A 20,440-nucleotide genomic window follows, 5' to 3' on the forward strand; every position below is an offset into this window, starting at 1 on the left:
TTTTGTTGCTAGCGAGTTATAATTCAAATTGAATTGACTTCGCAAATGTTTGCTTTACTTCGACCGGTCCGAAAACCAGTAAAAAATAAAGACCCTACACATTTGATTTGTCGAAACTTTGTTCAGTTTTCAAAGATCTACGGTCGTTGCTCAACACAACTTAATTAGTTTAGCATGACGGATAAAATCTGTCAAGAACTTTTTTGAATAAATATTCAAGCCAGTTAAAAGCAATTTAGCTATGTCCTATTAAATCAGACTTCCCATCTGCATGTTTATGCAGGAAGAGATGAATAACTCAACAAGTGACAACTTTAATAGTTTATCAAGTTCAGCAAGCCGTGTCAATAAAAAGTTTTAAAAACTTTTTATTTGGCTGAATTACTTCAATTGACAACAAAGACTACTATACCAGCCTTTTTTAAGACCGTCAAGCAATTTATCGAAAAAAAGATTAAAGCTAATATTTAGTGGTCAATTACAGCTAATGTTCGGCTTAATGAGTAAATAACCACTTTCATTAGACTTGATTCCAATCTATCTTTGTGTTTTTAGACTTAAGCGTTTAGAATGAAAAGCAACAATCTATAGAAATGAGTGAAAATATGAGTGATACACGTATTTTACCACTAGAACATGGCTATAATTTTCGCGAACTTGGTGGTTATCAAACCGAAGATGGCCACCAAATCAAATGGCACAAGCTGATTCGTGCGGCGCAGCTTAATGATCTTAGCGCTAATGACTTAAATTGGCTGAACAATTATGGTCTACGCACTATTGTTGATTTCCGCTCACCAGAAGAAAAGCTAGCTGCCCCTGATCGTATTCCGCAGAATGGCCACTACCACTTCTTACCAGTTTTTGCAGTGGACGAAACTAAAAACTCGATTGCACCGCAAGCACTATTAGAAGAATTACGCCGTGATCCAGATGGTCACAAACAAATGCTGCAGGCCTACCAGAATTTAATCATTGACACTCACGCCCAGCAAACCTATCACCAGTTTTTTTCTTACTTATTAGCAAATAGTACTGACGAGCACAGTCTTCTCTTCCACTGTACTGCCGGAAAAGACCGCACCGGAATCGGTGCTGCGCTTTTATTAGGCGCACTAGGCATTCCGTTAGCACAGATCAAAACTGACTATCTTCTAACCCAGCAAGCATCAACTAAACAATTTGCATTAAATATGGCACAAGCCAAAGCTTACCCTGGAATCACACCTGAACAAATTACTGGCGTTCACGATTTGATGTCCGTTTATCCTGAATACTTGGCCATGGCCTGGACAACTATGGAAAAAATAGCCGGTTCATTATCCGGTTACTTACATGAGCAACTTCAGCTCAGTGACCGAGATCTACAAGATCTAAAACGAATCTACCTTGATTAAACCGCGTCTATCAGCCAGTAAAATTAAAAAAGATGCAGCCGTTAAGTCAGTAATCTGGCTTTTACGGCTGCATCTTATTTTTATAATTCTTCGTCGGATAATGCTTTTTCTGGACGCATGGTTGGGAACAATTGGACGTCGCGAATCGAATCAACATCGGTCAGTAACATCACTAATCGATCGATACCGATACCTAAACCGCCAGTTGGTGGCATCCCATATTCCAAAGCTTCGACATAATCTTCATCGATACCGTGAGCTTCGTCATTACCTTCTTCACGTTCATTAGCTTGTGCTTCGAACCGTTCCTTCTGATCAATTGGATCGTTCAGCTCGGTAAAGGCGTTAGCATACTCACCACCATGAATGAACAATTCAAACCGTTGCACGAAGCGTGGGTCTTTCGGATCCTTTTTCGCCAGTGGTGAGATTTCAATTGGATGACCATAAACAAAGGTTGGTTGAGTCAAGGTTTCTTCAACAAAATCTTCAAAGAAAGCATTGATGATATGCCCAACTTGCCACCATTCTTCGTATTTTACTTGATGTCCATCTGCTAATTTTTGTGCCTGTTCAACAGTCATTTCTGGCCAGAAGTCAACACCAGTCTTTTCCTTGATCAAATCGACCATATGCGCACGGGCAAATGGTTTGTCCAAATCAATTGGCTGACCTTGGTAAGTGATTTGACCGTTGCCATTGACCTTTTGGGCCGCAAAACGAACGATACCTTCAGTTTCATCCATAACGTCAGCTAGATCCCAATACGCAGCATAAGTTTCTAACATAGTAAACTCAGGGTTATGTTTGGTATCAATACCTTCATTCCGGAAAACTCGGCCAATTTCATAGACACGTTCCATTCCACCAACGATCAAGCGCTTGAGATGTAATTCTAGCGCGATTCGCAAGTACAGATCAATGTTCAACGCATTATGATGGGTTGTAAATGGACGTGCCGAAGCACCACCAGCTTGCGTATGCAAAACCGGCGTCTCAACTTCAATAAATTCATTTTTATCTAAGTATTCACGGACTGCGCTAACGATTTTACTACGTTTCATAAAGCGGTCAAAACTATCACGGTTAGCGATCAAGTCTAAATAGCGCTGGCGATACTTTTGTTCCACGTTTTGCAAACCGTGAAATTTATCTGGTAATGGCCGCAATGCCTTGGTCAAGAAAGTCACATGAGTAGCACGAACCGTTAGCTCACCAGTATCTGTTTTCATAACGTCACCGGTGATCCCCATGATGTCCCCTAAATCAGAGCGCTTGAAAATATGATAATTTTCTTCACCAACTACGTCTTTACGGACATAGACTTGGATTCGACCATCGCGATCAGCAAAATCAGCAAAACCAACTTTGCCTTTGCCCCGCTTAGTCATCATACGTCCAGCAATCGTTACAATATGTGCCTCTGACTCTAATTGTTCCTTTGATTCGTCAGCATAGCGTGCGCGAATCTGTTCACTCGTCGCATCGCGTTCAAAGCGTTGACCAAAAGGATCAATACCTTCTGTGCGCAACTCATCCATCTTTTCGCGGCGAACCCGCAATTGATCATTCATTTCAGTCGGTTTTTGACCGTTCTTAGCCACTATAATTCCTCCATTCAACGTCCTACATATCTATATTTTGCCGATTTACCACTTGAATTGCAAGTCTATTTTCTAGTGTGGATTTAAAAAGCGTTCCGATCATGGACACTTGTGTCCTGTCTCATCACTTATTTTGCTTGTTCTAACTCACGTGCTTCTGCCTGCTCAACGAATGCATCGAAGATCGTATCGACCTCAGCTTCGGTTTCTGCCTGGTTGACCGCAACTTTAGTCTTAGCCGCACGGGGGATTCCTTTAAGATAGTACGCCGAAGAAGTTCGGAATTCATGCACCCCGGTGTGCTCTCCTTTTAGTTCGATCAACCGCTGCAAATGTAGCTTCGCCGTTGCAATTTTTTGCCGTGGTGTGGGTTCAGGTAAAAGTACGCCGTCATCCAAATATTCGGCGGTTTGCTTTAGGATCCAAGGATTTCCTAATGCCGCCCGACCGATCATAACTGCAGTAGCACCGACTTCGTCAAGCATCCGTTTTGCATCTTCTGGCGTGCGAACATCGCCGTTACCCATAAATGGGATTGAAATATGATCGCGTACATCTTTCAAAATATTCCAGTCAGCATGGCCGCTATACATTTGTTTACGCGTCCGACCATGCATCGCTAATGCCGCGGCACCCGCTTTTTCAGCCGCCATTGCATTTTTGACCGCATAAATATGGTCTTCATCCCAACCCGTACGCATTTTCACTGTTACTGGCTTACTAACTGCGGCCGTAACGGCGGCAACCATTTCGTAAACCTTATCTGGATCAAGTAACCAGCGCGCACCAGCATCAGTTTTGACGACTTTGTTGACGGGGCAACCCATATTGATATCAATAATATCAGCGCTGGTATTCTGATCAACAAACTTCGCCGCCTCAACTAAGGTTTCCTTAGTGCCACCAAAAATCTGCACACTAACTGGATGCTCGGTTGGATCAACGAACAACATGCTTAAAGTTTTCGTATTATGATGTAAAATTCCGCGATCACTGATCATTTCGCAAACAACTAAGCCAGCGCCAAATTGTCGACAAATAACCCGAAAAGCGGCATTAGTGATCCCCGCCATCGGAGCAACTACGATTTGATTAGGGATCTTAACATTACCGATCTGCCATTCCATTTTAATTGACCACCTTTTATATAAGCGTGTTTAAAAGTGTTTAGATCATGTGGAATGATCTGCTTTTTTGCACATTTCTACTATTCAGTTGAAAAGCGCCTATGCACTTTTCAGAAACATCTTTTGTATCATAGCACAAATTACCGATGACGAAAACCGACTAGCTCAGTTGTTTCTGCAAAAAAAAGATACGGCCATTAATGCAGCCGCATCCCGATCTAAAGCTATGCTTGATAATTATCCTTTAATTCTTGTAACTCAGTGGCACTAAATTGATACTTCTGACCACAAAAGCGGCAAACTACTTCAGCACCATGATCTTCATCGATCATCGCCTGAATTTCACTTGGTTTTAACGCCGCGATCGATTTACCAAACCGTTCTTTGGAACAATCACACTTAAATGCCACTGGCAATTTTTCAACAATTTCTAGATCAGCACCGAAAATAGCCTGTAAAATTTGTTCCGGTGTTTGTCCTTTGCGCAATGATTCAGAGACCAGCGGAATCGTTTTTAGCTTAGCCTCCAAGTCAGCGGCAACTGCATCATCTGCGCCGGGCATCATTTCAATCAAAAAGCCACCGGCTACTTCAATTGTATTGTCTGGATTAACAAACACGGAAACGCCAACCGCCGATGGAATTTGTTCTGAAGCTGCCATGTAGTAGGTGAAGTCTTCGCCGAGTTCACCAGAAACAATTGGTGTTTGCCCAGTAAAAGGCTGCGCTAACCCGAGATCCTTGGTTACTGCGATCGTACCAGCCGAACCAACTGCCCCACGGACATCAATATGCTGCTTACCGTTTAAAGGTAAGTGGACGTGCGGATTTTGGATGTATCCTTTGACGGTACCCTGAGCATTACCATCGGCAACAATTGCGCCAGCTGGGCCGTTACCTAAGACTTTGACGGTCATTTTTTGATCGTCTTGTAGCCCGGCAGTACTCATCAGTAAGGTTGCTACTAAAGTACGGCCAAGCGCCGCTGATGAAGCACTCCATGTACCATGACGGTGCTGTGCCTCGGCAACGACATCGCTGGCGTCAACTGCATAGGCGCGAACCGTACCGTGATAGGCCATACTTTTAATTAAATAATCACTCATAATGGATTTGGCTCCTTAATTAGTTATCGTATAACGTCACTTCAATATTTAGCTAGTTTTAGTCTGAACTGGTTCCGTTCATCTAAATTTAGCCGAAACGAAAGGCTGGAACAATTGCTCCAGCCCTTGGTTTTATGCTTTATGATCTGATTCTGAATCGGCCGCGTCGGCTTGCGAGGTTGGCGTTACAGAGTCAGCAGAAGCTGCACTTGTGGCAGGTTCTGATGTTGCTGAATCCGTATCAGCTGATTCTGGAGTTGCTGCAACTGTTGAAGCAGGCTCTTGCTTGTCTTCACCTTGTTTAGCTGCATCTTGACGTTCCAATTCTTTCTTGGATTGTTCAAAAGTTGCTGCTTTTTCACTTGGGAATTCGCTAGCGCCAGTTTCATCAGGCATTTCACCAGTATTGAATAAACTGAGAATTTGTTTCTCATTCAAAGTTTCATACTGGAGTAACTTCTCAGCAATCAGTTTATGCTGTTCACGATGTGCTTGGATAATTTCGTAGACCTGTTGATGGGCCTCGTTCATGATCCGGCGAACTTCATCATCGATTGCAGTTGCGGTTGCTTCAGAATAAGGCCGTACACCATATTCTTGTTGTTGCATTGCTGGTCCTTCATACTGGATATTACCTAATTTAGCGCTCATCCCGTATTGAGTGACCATTGCTCGTGCTAACTGAGTAGCTTGCTCGAAATCATTAGAAGCACCAGTAGATTGGGTACCAAAGACAATTTCTTCAGCGGTTCGGCCACCAAGTAAACCAACGATTTGTTCAGTTAATTCTTTCTTAGTCATCAAGAATTGATCTTCTCGTGGCAACATGATCGCATAACCGCCGGCGCGACCACGAGGTACGATCGTGACCTTACGTACGATCCGTGAATCACTTAAGACTAAGCCGGCAATAGTATGACCTGCTTCATGGTAAGCCACCATGTTACGTTCTTTCGGACTAATGACCCGATCACGCTTGGCTGGACCAGCGATCACACGATCTTCAGCTTCGTCAATATCCGTCGCATCGATCTTCTTCTTATCGCGCCGCGCCGCTACTAAAGCAGCTTCGTTCAATAAGTTTTCTAGATCAGCACCGACAAAACCAGGGGTTGTTTGTGCTAATACTTTAAGATCAACATCATCAGCCAATGGCTTGTTCTTGGCGTGAACTTTTAAGATTGCTTCACGACCCTTAACATCTGGGCTACCGACCAAAATCTTACGGTCGAAACGGCCTGGACGCAGTAAGGCTGGATCAAGAACATCAGAACGGTTAGTTGCCGCAATGACAATAACCCCTTCACTACCAGTAAAGCCATCAAGTTCAACCAGTAATTGGTTCAAGGTTTGTTCACGTTCATCATGACCACCACCCATACCGCTGCCACGTTTACGGCCAACGGCATCAATTTCATCAATAAAGATGATAGCAGGTGCGCTCTTTTTAGCTTGTTCAAATAAGTCACGTACACGACTAGCACCGACACCGACGAACATTTCGACGAAGTCAGAACCAGAGATCGAGTAGAATGGTACGCCGGCTTCACCAGCGACCGCCTTGGCCAATAATGTTTTACCAGTACCAGGAGGTCCCTCTAGTAAGACACCGGCAGGAATCCGGGCGCCCAAGGAAACGAACTTCCGCGGATCCTTCAAGAATTCGACAACTTCGACTAATTCTTGCTTTTCTTCCTCGGCCCCAGCGACATCTGAGAAACGAACCTTATTCGCTTTCTTATCAGCTGGTTTGACCTTGGATTTACCGAAGTTCATCACCCGGTTATTACCACCGCCGCCTTGACCCGCCTGGCCCATCATCATATAGAAGAAGAAAATGATCATGACTAACGGTAAAGCGTACAACAGGATCTGGATCCAGAATCCACTAGACTCTTCAGCCTTAGTGTTCATCTTAATATTGTTCTTTTCAGCTAAGCGGGCTACCTGGGCAACTTGTGAATCGCTATCCAACATGATTGTTGTGAAACTCTTAACACTCGTTGTTGATTTTGAAACCAGGCCGAAGCCGCCGCTATTTGAGGAAACTTTTTGCGCTTTGCGATAGTCACCGGTGATTTTATAAACACCATTATTTGGCTGTACACTAAAGTCTTTGATCTTGTTACTCTTTAACTGGCTAACAAATTCACTGGATTGTAGTTCTTTAGACTGTGAATTTGATTGGCCGTTTGAAAAGAAGTAGATAATCCCAATCAAACTGAGAAAGATAACAATATAAAACAGACTATTGCGAAAAAGTCCATTCCGCTTATTATTCATACGTGACCTCCGTTTCCGAATTGTTATCGGGTTCTAAAAATGATACCTTGTCATATCATTTCAGTTATTGATGATAGCATATTTGACTTTCATTGACTATTATTTCGTTTGATAAATTGCAGATTTAAGAATACCAATATACGGCAGATTACGGTACTGTTCAGCATAATCCAGACCATAGCCGACTAAAAAGGCATTAGGAACGGTGAAGCCAACGTAATCAGCTTTCACCGGCACAACCCGGGTTTCTGGCTTGTTTAATAGTGTACAGATCTTCACTGATTTTGCTTGCCGATACTTAAATAAATCAACTAAATAATTTAAAGTCCGTCCTGTATCCACGATATCTTCAACGATCAAAACTTCACGATCTTTCAGTGGCGTATCCAGATCCTTAATGATCTTAACCTCACCGGTGGATTGAATACCACCTTGATAACTGGAAACATCCAAGAAATCCATTTCTAAATGAGTATCGATCTGCCGAACTAGGTCAGCCATAAACAACATGGCCCCCTTTAAAACACAGATCACCAACGGATTTTTCCCAGCGTAATCTGTAGTGATCTGTGCTCCTAACTGCTCTGTGACCTTAGCAATGGCTGCTTGGTCATACAGAATACTTTCGATATCCTGATGCATTAATAGACTCCTCTCCAACTTACATTAATAAACAACAAAATTGCAAGTTTTACGCCGCCGCTATAAAGTTGGTCAGCTTTATTTTTTTATGGTTATTCTGTAATGTATTTTATCAGTTTGTTGCGGGTTAAACAATTGCGATTTTTTAACGCCTAACAGCCATAATACTGTATTTTGCTGCGTTGTAATTAACCATAATCGTTCGCGCTGTTGTTGGGGAATTTTTTTATCACTTAAAATACGCTTGATTTTTTGGTGGCCGTGGCGCAGTGGTAAGCGATCACCGGGCTGGCGATGCCGAATTTGAAGTGGCAATTCGTTAGCCGCCAGCCAAACCTCTAAGCTGTCCACACCCGTGCCACCCGTTACACTTGCGGGCTGCAACGTGATCTGCCATTGTTCCACCTGGCAAGTTGCACCGGGCATTAAATCAACCGTTGCGGCCACGATCGGCGCCGGTGCCGGTGCAATTGTGAAATAGTGATAGCTTTTAGTTAGCTGCCAGCCGGCCGCCAGATCAAGCCCGGCTTGCGCGCGCGGTCCCTGCAATAACTGTCGAATCTCACCCTTTTGCGCTTGGCTCACTTCAATTCCCTGCGTGACCATTAAACGTGTCATTAATTGATCTAACGCTAAATGTTGTAAATCGCTACTTAGTGACTGCCACTTTCCCAATTCACCACGATAACCCGTCGCCATAAATTGACCATTTTCAATTAAAACTTGATCCATTTGTTGCTGGTTAACTCGCAACAAGCGCTGCAACTGAGCGGCATAATTAGCAGCGTGTTCGGCCGCTAACGGCTGGATTTGCTTTAATACCGGTACGATCTGCTGGCGAATCTGGTTACGGGTAAATTGTGTGTCTTGATTAGTCACGTCATCAAAATAGGTGAGTTGGCGCTGGGTCACATACGCCCGTAATTGCTGGCGCGTAAATGGTAGCAACGGACGGACTAGCTTAGCTTGGTGAAAGGAACGTTCAGTTGCAATAGCTGCCAACTGTTGCACATCACCGCCACGGGCCAAACGCATCAATAGTGTTTCCAACTGATCGTCAGCGTGATGGGCCGTCAACAGCAACGGAATCTGCTGCTGGCGTAAAACCTGAGCAAAATAATCATAGCGAAATTGGCGCGCTGCAGCTTCCGTACCATGCGCCGGATGGGCCGTCAACGGCCACTTGGTCTGATATAATGGCCAGCCGTGGGCTGCGCAATAATCGGTCAAAAAAATGGCTTCATTAGTGCTCGCTGCCCGTAACTGATGATTGACGTGGACGACGTTGATTTTAGGCCGTAAATTTGCTGGTAAATGCGCTAAAAGGTCGAGCAATGCCATCGAATCAGCCCCTGTCGAAACAGCCACCAAAACAGCAGTTTCTGCAGTCCACAATTGTAATTTTTTAATTTGTGCCGTGAATTCTGTCCGCAAAAAAAGCGCCTCCTTACATTTTACCAACTAAAAAAACGAGTTCAGGCTAGCCCGAACTCGTTGACTTTGTTTATTAACTACGGCGACCGCCGCGGCCACCACGCTTACCTTCAGTATTTCGTTTTAAGTCAGTTAAACGTGATTCACTGTCTTTAAGAAAATCGGATAAGAGATCGTCAAAGTCTTCTTTCTTGGTTTCTTGAAAATGGCGTCGACCATTGCCGCCGCCAGCTCGTCCTTGTGCATGTGAACTATTGCTGTCATGACTAGGACGACTTTGCCGCGGATTAGAATTATTTGACCGATGTGGTGCGTGTTGATTTGAATGTTCATGCTCTTCAGAAGCTGGTTTATCGACCGCTTTACGAATCGATAAGCCGATCTTGCCATCATCACCAACTGACATAACCTTAACTGTGACTTCATCGCCAACAGAGAGGACATCATGAATATCTTTAACATAACTATCCGAAATTTCACTAATATGAACTAGGCCTGTCTTACGATCACCTAAATCGATAAACGCACCAAAATTCGTGATTCCAGAAACCTTACCAGAAACTTTAGCTCCGACTTCAATTGACATAAAAAAGTTTTTCCTCCTTCGATCTTGTACTCATAAGTATAGCACAGGAAAGGGCGGTTGCAAGCATTGCACACGGGTTTATTTTGTTGAAATCGTTGGTGCTTTATCTTGTGGCAAGCTATAAATAGTCTCGTTGTTTTTAGAATAATAGTATTTCTGGCGAATGACTTGTTGTAAATAATCGTCATTCTGCAATTGTTCTGTTTGTAGCTTCAATTGACGTTGTTCGGCCTTGGTCTTTTTAAGCTCCGTTTGCTTTGTTGTAACTTGTGCGGTCGTCGTGACCAGCGAACGGTGTGCCTGATAAATTTGAAAACCACTGACTAGAAAGACGCCGACCAATAAAGCAACTATCAACATGATGCGGCGCTTGTGTACTCGTTGCACATAATGCACTCGCTTTTGCTTTTGTTGCCGCGCCTGCGCGATTTGGGCGTACGGATCAATTGCTGACTGCTTATTAGTATTAGTTTTAGCTTTCTTCTTAGTAAGCAACATAACCGTATCCCTCTTTCATTAGATCTTGCCAATCAGTAAATTGATTTCAACCAAATGTTTTCGCCTTAAATCAGCGGCTAAAATCTGCACCTAATTCTAACCAAAGTATAGCAAGCTTTCCTAAAAGTGTCTACGCGAAGCCGCCTAATAATTTCATAAAAATAGATTATTATTAGTTATATATGCGAATAAACCCAGTTGCACAGAGATAACACCTGCAGGCCAGTTATTCTGGTCACGAAAATTGGTACGCTAGAACTTTTCAGCGAAGGTTTCTGACACGATCTCATACATTTCTTCAGCAGCATCTTTTTTGGTGGTTTCAAATAACGCGCTGACCTTAACTGTCAGCGTTTTATTACCAAATTTAATGGTCACTGTGTCGCCCACCGCAACGTTTGTTGAAGATTTAGCAACCTTATCATTGATCAAGATACGCCCTTTATCAGCGATTTCTTTAGCAACTGTCCGGCGCTTAATGATCCGGGAAACTTTTAAGAATTTATCTAAACGCATAATATTGACCTACTTTCCATTTTGTTCTATTTAAATCGTTGTAAGAATTTTTTGCCTAGCGGTAACGCCAGCCACTCACGAACCGTCAGTAGCCGCAAACTGCGGGCCAAGAAAAGAAATAAACTGCCACCTAGTATGACACAGATGAAAACAAGCCCGCCGGTGGCCAAGCGACTCGGCTGTAGCCATTGAACTAGTAACGCATACGCTCCGCTCACAACCAAGGTCATGCTGCCAGCGCAGATCATTAATTTAAGCAAGAAATGTTGGCGAAACAATGCGTGCCGCAGGTAACTTTTAGAACGCCACCAAATCAGTAGAAACATCACCACCAACGCTAAAATCGTCACTGCACTAGCGCCATTAATTTGCCAACGGCGCACCGCCCAGCCATTGAAAACCAGCTTAACCGCTAGCCCTACTAACAGCGCTACAGTCGGCAATCGGTACTCGCCTAAGCTTTGAAATACGCTACTGTAACTTGAGATCAGCGCCACAAAAACAATACTTAGCATATATAATGCTAAGGCTAAATTACCTTGTGTGTTACCGAATAGTAGCCGGTTAACGCCAGGCATCAACGCGATCAAACCACCAGCGGCAGCAACAGAGAAGGTAAAACTTAGCCGGATCATCATCACTGCTTGGCGATAAAATGCATTTAATCGTTGTCGTTGTAGTGCCCTGGTCAAACTAGGTAACAATGATGTCGATAAGGCCGTGGCTAAAACTAGACCTAACTGAACTAAGGGCTGGCCACGATCATAAACCCCTTTTAAACTTTTAGCGGCTGCTTGACCAAGTCCAGCCACTACTAAATTATTTTTGACTGAAAATGAATCTAATAGTTGTAGTAAAACGATCAGCGATGCGTAAAGGCATAACGAACCGCCTTCAGCTAAGAAACGACGCAATAGATCATGATAACGTGGCACCCCCAGTGAAGTCGCTACTTTCGCATGACTGACTGAATGTTGCCAATAATAGGCTAATACGATGCTAGCCGCAAGGGCACCAAACACAGCGCCGCTCATCGCCCAAGTGCCCATTTTATAAACTGACCAATTTGCGCGCACCGCCCAGATCGCCGCGATCAAAATCACCGCGACCCGCACAACTTGCTCCGCCACCTGTGATAAAGCCGTTGGCACCATCATAAAACGACCTTGAAAAAAGCCGCGGCTTAGCGCTAGCCAAGGCATGAACAGAAACATCCAAGCCACCGCGTCAATTAACGGCGCTAACTGGTGATCGCCCATGGCCTGCGCAATCGCTGAATCACCTAACTGTAAGCCAACAAAAATCAGTCCGGATAAAGCTGCCAGTAATAAAGCGCTACGCCGTAAAGTTTCTCGCTGCCAGCCAGGATCCGTTTGCTCGGCCACTAATTTAGAAATAAATACTGGCAATCCTGAGAGCGCAAAGGTCATCCCAATGCCATATAGCGGATAAATCTGTTGATAAACGTAGAAGCCCGTATTACCGACTAAATTTTGAAACGGTACTCGGTAAACGGCGCTTAGTATTTTAGCGATCAAGGAAGCTAACGATAAAATAAAGGCACCGTGGACTACGTGTTTCATCTGCTTATTTTGCATAATTTAGTCCTCGCATCAAGCTGGAGTGGCTGCTTGAACAATTTCTGCCAAGCCATTTAAAAATTGGGTCAACTCTTCCAGCCAATCTGCCTGCCGCATTTTTGGCTGAATGACTAAGCTAATGATCATTTTATCGCCGTCCATTTTGACCGTAGCCTTCAGTTTAGTTTTACTTAAAGCCTTAAAGACGTCTTCCGGCGCGATTTGCCGCGTCCCCTTAGCCGATAACTTCACCTGCAGCTGTTGGTCAAGATGGCGCACCCGTTCAACTAATGCTTGATCAGCATAAACTTTTAGCAACCCGATTGCCAATAGGTGAGCCACCGTATCAGGATAATCGCCAAAACGATCAAACAGATCAGCTTGTAACTCTTCTAGATCGGCTGGGCTGGCTAACTCGCGGATCCGCTTATATAACTCAATTTTTTGCCGTGAATCCGTAATGTACTCACTAGGCAAGTAAGCCTCGATCCCCAAATCAATTTCAGCATCGCTTTTAACTTGGGCGACCTTACCCTGCTTTTGTGCCACTGCATCAGCTAACATTTGTGAATACAAGTCATAGCCGACTGAATCAATAAAGCCATGTTGCTGCTTACCTAGCAGATTACCAGCGCCACGAATCGATAGATCACGCATGGCAATTTTGAAGCCGGAACCTAATTCGGTAAAGTCGCGAATTGCTGCCAAGCGTTTTTCACTGATCTCAGTTAGAACTTTGTTTTGCCGATACATAAAGTAAGCATACCCGACACGGCTACTACGACCGACACGACCCCGCAACTGGTAAAGCTGCGCCAGGCCCATATGGTCAGCGTCTTCCACAAATAGCGTATTAACGTTCGGCATGTTGACCCCATTTTCAATGATCGTCGTGGTGACGATCACGTCATAGTGGCCATGGACAAACTCATACAGCGTGTTATCTAGCTGGGCTTCGGTCATTTGACCGTGGGCATAAGTGACGGTAGCTTCTGGCACCAATGCTTCAATATTAGCCACCGTTCGCTCGATATCTTCCACTCGATTGTGCAAATAAAAAACTTGGCCGCCCCGCGCTAATTCACGTTCAATTCCGGCGCGTAATGCACCAACATTTTGTTCCATCACATAAGTTTGGACCGGGTAACGGTTGGCTGGCGGCGTCTCGATCACCGATAGGTCACGGACGCCGACCATCGACATGTTCAACGTCCGCGGAATTGGTGTAGCGGTCATTGTCAGCACATCCACGTTGGCACGCACTGATTTCAGCCGCTCTTTAGATTTAACGCCGAAACGCTGCTCTTCATCGACGACTAACAAACCAAGATCACGGAACACCACATCTTTCGATAAGATACGGTGAGTACCGATCACAACATCGGCTTGACCACTTTTAATGGCCGCCAGTGAGGCGTTGATCTGCTTTGTCGTCCGAAAACGCGACAATAATTCGACTTGAACAGGAAAATCAGCAAAACGCTGCAACATCGTATCAAAATGCTGCTGTGCCAGAATAGTTGTTGGCACCAAAAACGCAGCCTGCTTACCATCTTGAATTGCTTTGAAAACTGCCCGCAAGGCAACTTCTGTTTTACCGAAGCCAACATCGCCGACCAACAGTCGATCCATCGGCTTAGGCCGTTCCATGTCGTGTTTGATCTCGGCCACACTACGCAATTGATCATCAGTTTCCGTATAAGGAAAGGCATCCTCAAACTCGCGCTGATATTCATTATCCGGTGCAAAGGCAAACCCTTTTTCCGCCTCACGTTGAGCATACAACTCGATCAAATCATCGGCGATATCTTCGATTTTAGAGCTAACTTTACGCTTGGTTTTAGCCCACTCACTACCACCTAGTTTATTAACCCGCGGCGATTTACCTTCTGAAGCCACATATTTCTGAACTAAATTTAACTGGGTCACCGGGATGAATAACTTGGCATTATCCTGATACAGAATCGTAATGTAGTCTTGGTGCTTACCGTCAACTTCCAGCGTTTGCATCCCAACGTATTTACCGATCCCATGATTGACGTGGACCACATAGTCACCCGGATTTAGTTCGTTATAACTCTTGATCCGTTCAGCATTAGCTAAGGTCTGCCGGCGAATACGCTTTTTAACTGGCTGATTAAACAGTTCTTTTTCTGTGACCACGACTAAATTAGCGTCTGGGAGTTCAAAACCATTCTGCAACGTGGCCGCAACGATCTGGACTTGGTGTGGTTGTAAGGTGGTTGGCTTAGCCAAGGTTGCTTTAATATTAAAGTCACGCAAGGTTCGCCCAACGCGTTCACGGCGATCATCATCATTTACCATGACTAGCACGGTTTGTTGTTGCGCTTGCCAACGATCAATTTCCGCTTTAAACAGCGGCATCTGACCAAAAAACTGCTGCATATCCCGATTTTGCAGATCAAGGATTTGATCTAAACGTAAATTACCCATTCCTTTTTGGAACAAGCTTAAATAGAAATGAGTATGCTTATTCTTACGTAGCAACGTTTTCAATTCATGACTGACGGTCTGTTTATGCAGCATATGGTGGTTACTTAGTTCTTCAGCTAACCACTGGGTCGCGTCGGCAGCTAATTCCGTTTCACTTTCCTGCATCCGAGGGTAATCATCCAACACGACAATCCCATCAGCCGCTAGATAATCAGTTAGGTTGGCCGCCGGTGCGTAGATCATATCGCGGTAACGAACTAACTCAGGGACGACTTCACCTTTTTCCAGTGCTGCGATGATCGGCGATAAATTATTGGTCAACGCGGTTCGCTCACTGGCTTCCTTTAGCGCTGCTGACTCAGTCTGGTACGCTTTTTTGACTCGCGGTGCCGCCTGTCGTAATAGTTCTGGCGTCACTAAAAAATCAGTGGCTGGTAACAGCGTGAACTCAGTTAAATTCTCAATACTACGCTGGCTACTGGCCTCAAAATAACGTAGCGAATCGACTTCGGTATCAAACAAATCGATTCGCACTGGATTAGCTGCATTTAATGGGTAAATATCAATAATGTCGCCGCGCATCGCAAACTCGCCGGGACGGCCGACTAGTTGCTCGCGAGTGTAGCCCATACCGACTAATTGCTGGCGTAATTGCAGCGGATCTAGTTCACCGCCAAGCTTGATCGTTAGGGCACTCGCCCGCCATAAATCAGGTGCCGGTAACAACTGGCGCATCCCGGCCAACGAAGCTACCACGATCCCCGACTGTTGTTGCGCCAAAAAAGTCAGCGCCTGCACCCGTTCACTGCGGTACTCCGGTGAACTGGCTGCCACTTGTGCCGCCATCACTTCATCGACTGGGAAAAGCTTAACTTGTGTTTCTGGTAATAAATTAGTCAAATCATCTGCTAATTGACTGGCATTAAATAAACTATTTGTCACCACCAACATCGGCTGCTTTTTAGCCCGTAATACCGCACTTAATAGTAATGAGCGCGCTGAATCTTGCAAGCCGGTGATCAACTGACGACTCTGTGGTGTCACTTGGCTTAACCAATCTTTAATTTTAGGTGCTTTTAAAAGCAGTTCTGTTAGATCCATAGTTATCCTTTCCGATTATACTGATTCATCACCTGCATAAAATCAGCGCCCTTTGCCCAATCATCTAACGCATCAATAGCTGTATCGATGCTTTGCTCAACTAACGGTTGGGCGTCTTTACTAAATGGCGTTAGCACCCAATCAACTACACTTTGACGTTCTGGATGCCCAGTACCGATCCGCACCCGATTAAAATCAGACGTTTGCAGAAAGCTGATCAAGCTTTTGATCCCGTTATGGCCGCCAGCAGAACCGTGTTCGCGTAGCCGCAACCGTCCGGGCACTAGATCCATATCATCGTACACGACCATTAATTCATCCATTTGAATCTGATAGTAGGTCATCAACGGTTTAACTGCCCGCCCAGAATCATTCATAAATGTCTGTGGCTTGACTAAAAAAACCTTTTCGCCATTTTCAAAATAAGTGGCGTAGTTAGCCTCAAATTGATTATTACTAAATGTGACTTGATGCGCCGCTGCCATACGATCCATGGTCATAAAGCCGACATTATGTTTGGTCTTTACATATTTTTGTCCAGGGTTACCTAGACCAACGATCATTTTCATTTGTAAATCGCGCCACCTTATCTAATTTTTTCATGTCTTCATTGGGAATACTAAAAATTACTGACACGAAAACGACCGGCAAAATTAAATTGCCGGTTACAACAGAATTATTATTGGCTATTATAACATAACCACTCATGCTTTTCCGTTCTGCGATCGTACACATCACTGCGGCCGATCATAATGATAATAGCTATTTTCGGGGCAACATTGATTGCATCATCTTAACTTGGTTATCGATACGCTTTTCGGTGATAGCGCCGGTGATGGCTAATACACTTAATCCTTCAATGATCAGCATGAACGTTTCGGCAAGTTCAGCCAAGCGTTGATCTAATAAAATGTTTTGCGTAACACCTAATTGCAAAATAGCATAGATCGTCTGTTGACTAGAGCTGATCTGGGCTTGCTGGAAAGCATGGTCTTTTTCGGAACCATGGGTGTAATAATATTCGTAGGTAGCACGTAGCAAACTATTACCGACATGATTTAGCAGGCGATCTTTATGTTCAGCAAAATATTGAGTCAGTAAGTCTTCAAATGGACTATTTGCCTGGATATCAGCACGAATACCATCAAACTTGCGGCTACTTCGTTGGCCAATGACAGCAATAAAAATAGCATCGACCGAATCGAAATATAGATAGATCCCACCACGACTAATGCCGCATTCATCAACGATATCCTGCATCGTGACATTAAGTAACCCTTTGCGGCTAAATACGCTGCGCGCCCCTTCTAAGATAGCTTCACGTTTGATTTGTTTCCGTTCTTCATTAGTTTTGCTTGTCATTAAAAAACCTCTTTAATAAATAGTTAATGACATCGGTGTCATTTTGAAGTATAATCGCTCTAATGACACTAGTGTCATTAAAATATAGAGCGCTTCCTTTACTGTAGTCGATTAGTTTTACTTAAATAAAACTGATTTCAGCTTCATTCATTATACATGAATTCATTTATTTAAGTTATACGTAACCGCATGGGTAGTCGTTGAAAAATTGGAGTGAATCGCTATGACAAACGATCTGCGCACTAAAAAGCTAGTCTACACTGCTATACTATTGGCACTTTTATTTTTATTGTATCTTACCCCATTGGGATTCTTGCAGCTAGGACCATTTGCGATCACCACCTTGCATATTCCAGTTATTGTCGGCTCGATCATACTTGGTTATAAACGCGGCGCTTTTCTAGGCTTAGTTTTCGGCTTACTCAGTTTATATCGTTCCACGGTCATCATGACACCCACTAGCTTTGTTTTTTCGCCATTTGTCCCCGTTCCCGGAACCGGCCACGGTAATGTGTTGGCCATTGTCGTTTCAATTCTGCCCCGCGTATTAGTCGGTATTACCCCAGCATTAGTGTTCGCTTTGTTACGCAAAAAAAATATCAACCGCAGCTTCAGCTATGGTTTAGCTGGCTTGGTCGGATCATTAACTAACACGGTTTTAGTCCTAGGCCTGATGGGGTTAATTTTTGGTCAGCAATTAGGTTACCATTCCTTGAGTGCCATTTTAGTGCTTATCGGGGGTGTCATTGTATCTAATGGCTTCGTTGAAATGATCGTAGCCACATTGGTGACCGTTTCGCTGGCTAGCGCATTCGACATAGTTGAAAAACGCCTATTAAAGCCAACTAAATGAGTTTTAAGCTAAATCTTTTGATTTCTATTAGATTTATTACATTTTCTTAGATAAATCAAGCCAGATATGCTATGATAATACTTCAAAAAATAACAGCTCCAACATGAAGGGATGAAAGCTATCTTGGCAACTGAAAAACATCAAAAAGTACTTTTAGTCGGTGATGGTGCAGTCGGCTCTAGTTATGCCTTTGCACTTGTCTTACAAGGTATTGCCCAAGAAATTACGATCGTTGATATTGCGAAGGACAAAACAGAAGGCGATGCAATGGATCTTTCCCATGCATTAGCTTGGAATTCACCAAAAACGATTCACGCTGGCACTTACGCGGATGCAAAAGACGCTGATGTCGTTGTGATCACAGCTGGTGCGCCCCAAAAACCAGGTGAAACACGGCTCGATCTAGTTAGCAAGAACTTGAAGATCCTCAAATCAATCGTTGATCCAATCGTTGAATCAGGCTTTGATGGTATTTTCTTAGTTGCGGCAAATCCGGTTGATATTCTAACTTACGCAACTTGGAAATTATCTGGCTTCCCTAAAGAGCGCGTGATCGGCTCTGGGACTTCTTTGGATACTGCCCGTTTGCGCCAAGCGGTTGCCGAACTTGTCGGCGTGGCGGCTCGTTCCGTTCACGGCTACATTATGGGTGAACACGGCGATTCTGAATTCTCCGTTTGGTCACATTTAACTTTTGGTGGCGAACGAATGAGCGAATTCATGGCACACCATCCAGAAGTCACACAAGCTGACCTAGATAAAATTTTTATCGGCGTACGCGATGCTGCTTACGATATTATTGAAAAGAAAGGCGCGACTTTCTATGGCATCGCCGCAGCTTTGGCTCGTATTACCAAAGCAATTTTCGATGATGAAAATGCGATCATCACCCTTTCAGCCTATATGGAAGGTCAATACGGTTTAAACGATATTTATATTGGTACGCCAGCAGTGATCAATCGCGCAGGGCTTAAGCACGTGATCGAATTACCCCTAAATGAGTCCGAACAGGCTGCAATGACCAAGTCCGGTAAAGAGCTTAAAGAATTAGCTGATCAAGCTTTTAAAGAAAATGGCATTGAAACTCGCCAATAAAATTCATGAAAATAATTAGTTAAATTTAATATTATCTGTTGGTCGCCTGCGGGGTGCCAATAGGTAATATTTTTTATTTAGCGACGCAAACCTTGTTGCATTAGCTTAAATCGTGGTTACATTTTAATAAAATTTACTTTTGCCGCTATTGTAAGCGTTGACATTTTGCTATGAACGTGTTTTCATAAGAGTATAGGAATCACAAGCCGGTTTTTAAAACTAAAAACTGACTCCTATAGGCTAAAGTAAACTGGAGGAATGCATTATGGCACAATATACAACAATCATCACTGGTCACGGCGGTTTCGCCGATGGCATCAAAAACACCTTGAACCTACTTTCGATCATTCCCGATAACTATAAATTCATTAACTTTGAAAACGGTATGACTGAAGAAGCTTATAAGAAAGAACTCACTGCAGCAGTTAAGCCCGGTGAAGCAACTGTATTATTTACAGATATTTTTGGCGGGACACCATTCAAGGTCTGTGCAGAGATCGCTTATCATAATGACAAAGTGCAAGTTGTTACCGGCTGTAACATCGGTTCATTGATGGAAGCAACTTATAACAGCTATCGTTCATTGCGTGACTACGCTGATGATCTCGTCTTTATTTCTAAAAACTTCACTCAACGTTTAGGTGCTGAAAAGGTAAATAACTGATCATTAGAAATTCTAAATGATTTTTACTAGAGTTTGGGCTGACCGCTCAAACTCTTTTTATTTGGCGGATAAATAGATTTAAAATTAACACCTGCCGCCCTATTTTTCGGACTGCTTATTTTAATAATTAAGTTTTGA

At 43.7% G+C, this 20,440-nt stretch carries 17 protein-coding genes; 4 read left to right on the plus strand and 13 right to left on the minus strand.

What is annotated here, in order from left to right; translation table 11 throughout:
* The first annotated feature begins 605 nt into the window (after positions 1 to 605).
* Positions 606 to 1,397, plus strand: a complete 792-nt coding sequence (locus tag EKM76_RS02575) for a tyrosine-protein phosphatase (protein ID WP_125549113.1) — start codon at positions 606 to 608, stop codon at positions 1,395 to 1,397.
* A gap of 80 nt (positions 1,398 to 1,477) precedes the next feature.
* Here EKM76_RS02575 and lysS read toward each other — a convergent pair whose 3' ends face one another.
* From lysS to EKM76_RS02640, 13 genes are all read right to left on the minus strand, one after another.
* Entirely contained in the window at positions 1,478 to 2,971 is a 1,494-nt protein-coding gene (gene lysS, locus EKM76_RS02580) for a lysine--tRNA ligase (RefSeq protein WP_164507566.1), read from the minus strand.
* A 158-nt stretch (positions 2,972 to 3,129) separates the two neighbouring features.
* A complete protein-coding gene (gene dusB, locus EKM76_RS02585; protein ID WP_125549114.1) occupies positions 3,130 to 4,128 on the minus strand; it encodes a tRNA dihydrouridine synthase DusB in 999 nt (332 codons plus the stop codon).
* A 224-nt stretch (positions 4,129 to 4,352) separates the two neighbouring features.
* A complete protein-coding gene (gene hslO / locus EKM76_RS02590) occupies positions 4,353 to 5,234 on the minus strand; it encodes an Hsp33 family molecular chaperone HslO (RefSeq protein WP_125549115.1) in 882 nt (293 codons plus the stop codon).
* A 132-nt stretch (positions 5,235 to 5,366) separates the two neighbouring features.
* Positions 5,367 to 7,517, minus strand: coding sequence for an ATP-dependent zinc metalloprotease FtsH (ftsH, locus tag EKM76_RS02595; RefSeq protein WP_125549116.1), 2,151 nt, complete (start codon positions 7,515 to 7,517; stop codon positions 5,367 to 5,369).
* Between the two features lie 99 nt (positions 7,518 to 7,616).
* Entirely contained in the window at positions 7,617 to 8,159 is a 543-nt protein-coding gene (hpt, locus tag EKM76_RS02600) for a hypoxanthine phosphoribosyltransferase (protein ID WP_125549117.1), read from the minus strand.
* A 78-nt stretch (positions 8,160 to 8,237) separates the two neighbouring features.
* On the minus strand, positions 8,238 to 9,593 hold the full coding sequence (gene tilS, locus EKM76_RS02605; RefSeq protein ID WP_125549118.1) for a tRNA lysidine(34) synthetase TilS: 1,356 nt from the start codon (positions 9,591 to 9,593) through the stop codon (positions 8,238 to 8,240).
* Between the two features lie 73 nt (positions 9,594 to 9,666).
* Positions 9,667 to 10,179: a S1 domain-containing RNA-binding protein gene (locus tag EKM76_RS02610; RefSeq protein ID WP_125549119.1), complete on the minus strand. Its 513-nt coding sequence runs from the start codon at positions 10,177 to 10,179 to the stop codon at positions 9,667 to 9,669.
* Between the two features lie 78 nt (positions 10,180 to 10,257).
* Positions 10,258 to 10,677 carry an FtsB family cell division protein gene (locus tag EKM76_RS02615; protein ID WP_125549120.1) on the minus strand — a complete coding sequence of 140 codons (420 nt, stop codon included), beginning with the start codon at positions 10,675 to 10,677 and terminating at the stop codon, positions 10,258 to 10,260.
* Between the two features lie 252 nt (positions 10,678 to 10,929).
* On the minus strand, positions 10,930 to 11,193 hold the full coding sequence (locus EKM76_RS02620; RefSeq protein ID WP_125549121.1) for an RNA-binding S4 domain-containing protein: 264 nt from the start codon (positions 11,191 to 11,193) through the stop codon (positions 10,930 to 10,932).
* 26 nt (positions 11,194 to 11,219) lie between these two features.
* The gene (locus EKM76_RS02625) at positions 11,220 to 12,791 is read right to left on the minus strand and encodes a putative polysaccharide biosynthesis protein (protein WP_125549122.1); all 1,572 of its coding nucleotides are present in this window, start codon (positions 12,789 to 12,791) and stop codon (positions 11,220 to 11,222) included.
* A gap of 15 nt (positions 12,792 to 12,806) precedes the next feature.
* Positions 12,807 to 16,328 (minus strand): transcription-repair coupling factor, encoded by a 3,522-nt coding sequence (gene mfd, locus EKM76_RS02630; RefSeq protein WP_125549123.1) that lies wholly within the window; start codon positions 16,326 to 16,328, stop codon positions 12,807 to 12,809.
* A 2-nt stretch (positions 16,329 to 16,330) separates the two neighbouring features.
* Positions 16,331 to 16,897 carry an aminoacyl-tRNA hydrolase gene (gene pth, locus EKM76_RS02635; protein WP_125549124.1) on the minus strand — a complete coding sequence of 189 codons (567 nt, stop codon included), beginning with the start codon at positions 16,895 to 16,897 and terminating at the stop codon, positions 16,331 to 16,333.
* 193 nt (positions 16,898 to 17,090) lie between these two features.
* Positions 17,091 to 17,690, minus strand: a complete 600-nt coding sequence (locus tag EKM76_RS02640; RefSeq protein ID WP_125549125.1) for a TetR/AcrR family transcriptional regulator — start codon at positions 17,688 to 17,690, stop codon at positions 17,091 to 17,093.
* A 223-nt stretch (positions 17,691 to 17,913) separates the two neighbouring features.
* Between EKM76_RS02640 and EKM76_RS02645 the strand changes: the two genes are divergently transcribed.
* The 3 genes from EKM76_RS02645 (at position 17,914) to EKM76_RS02655 (ending at position 20,302) form a co-directional block, all read left to right on the plus strand.
* The gene (locus EKM76_RS02645) at positions 17,914 to 18,543 is read left to right on the plus strand and encodes an ECF transporter S component (protein ID WP_125549126.1); all 630 of its coding nucleotides are present in this window, start codon (positions 17,914 to 17,916) and stop codon (positions 18,541 to 18,543) included.
* Positions 18,544 to 18,654: 111 nt separating this feature from the next.
* The gene (locus tag EKM76_RS02650; RefSeq protein ID WP_125549127.1) at positions 18,655 to 19,638 is read left to right on the plus strand and encodes an L-lactate dehydrogenase; all 984 of its coding nucleotides are present in this window, start codon (positions 18,655 to 18,657) and stop codon (positions 19,636 to 19,638) included.
* A 265-nt stretch (positions 19,639 to 19,903) separates the two neighbouring features.
* Positions 19,904 to 20,302 (plus strand): PTS sugar transporter subunit IIA domain-containing protein, encoded by a 399-nt coding sequence (locus EKM76_RS02655; protein WP_125549128.1) that lies wholly within the window; start codon positions 19,904 to 19,906, stop codon positions 20,300 to 20,302.
* Positions 20,303 to 20,440: the final 138 nt, after the last annotated feature.

The sequence above is a fragment of the Loigolactobacillus zhaoyuanensis genome, from assembly GCF_003946385.1.
Lineage (GTDB): Bacteria > Bacillota > Bacilli > Lactobacillales > Lactobacillaceae > Loigolactobacillus > Loigolactobacillus zhaoyuanensis.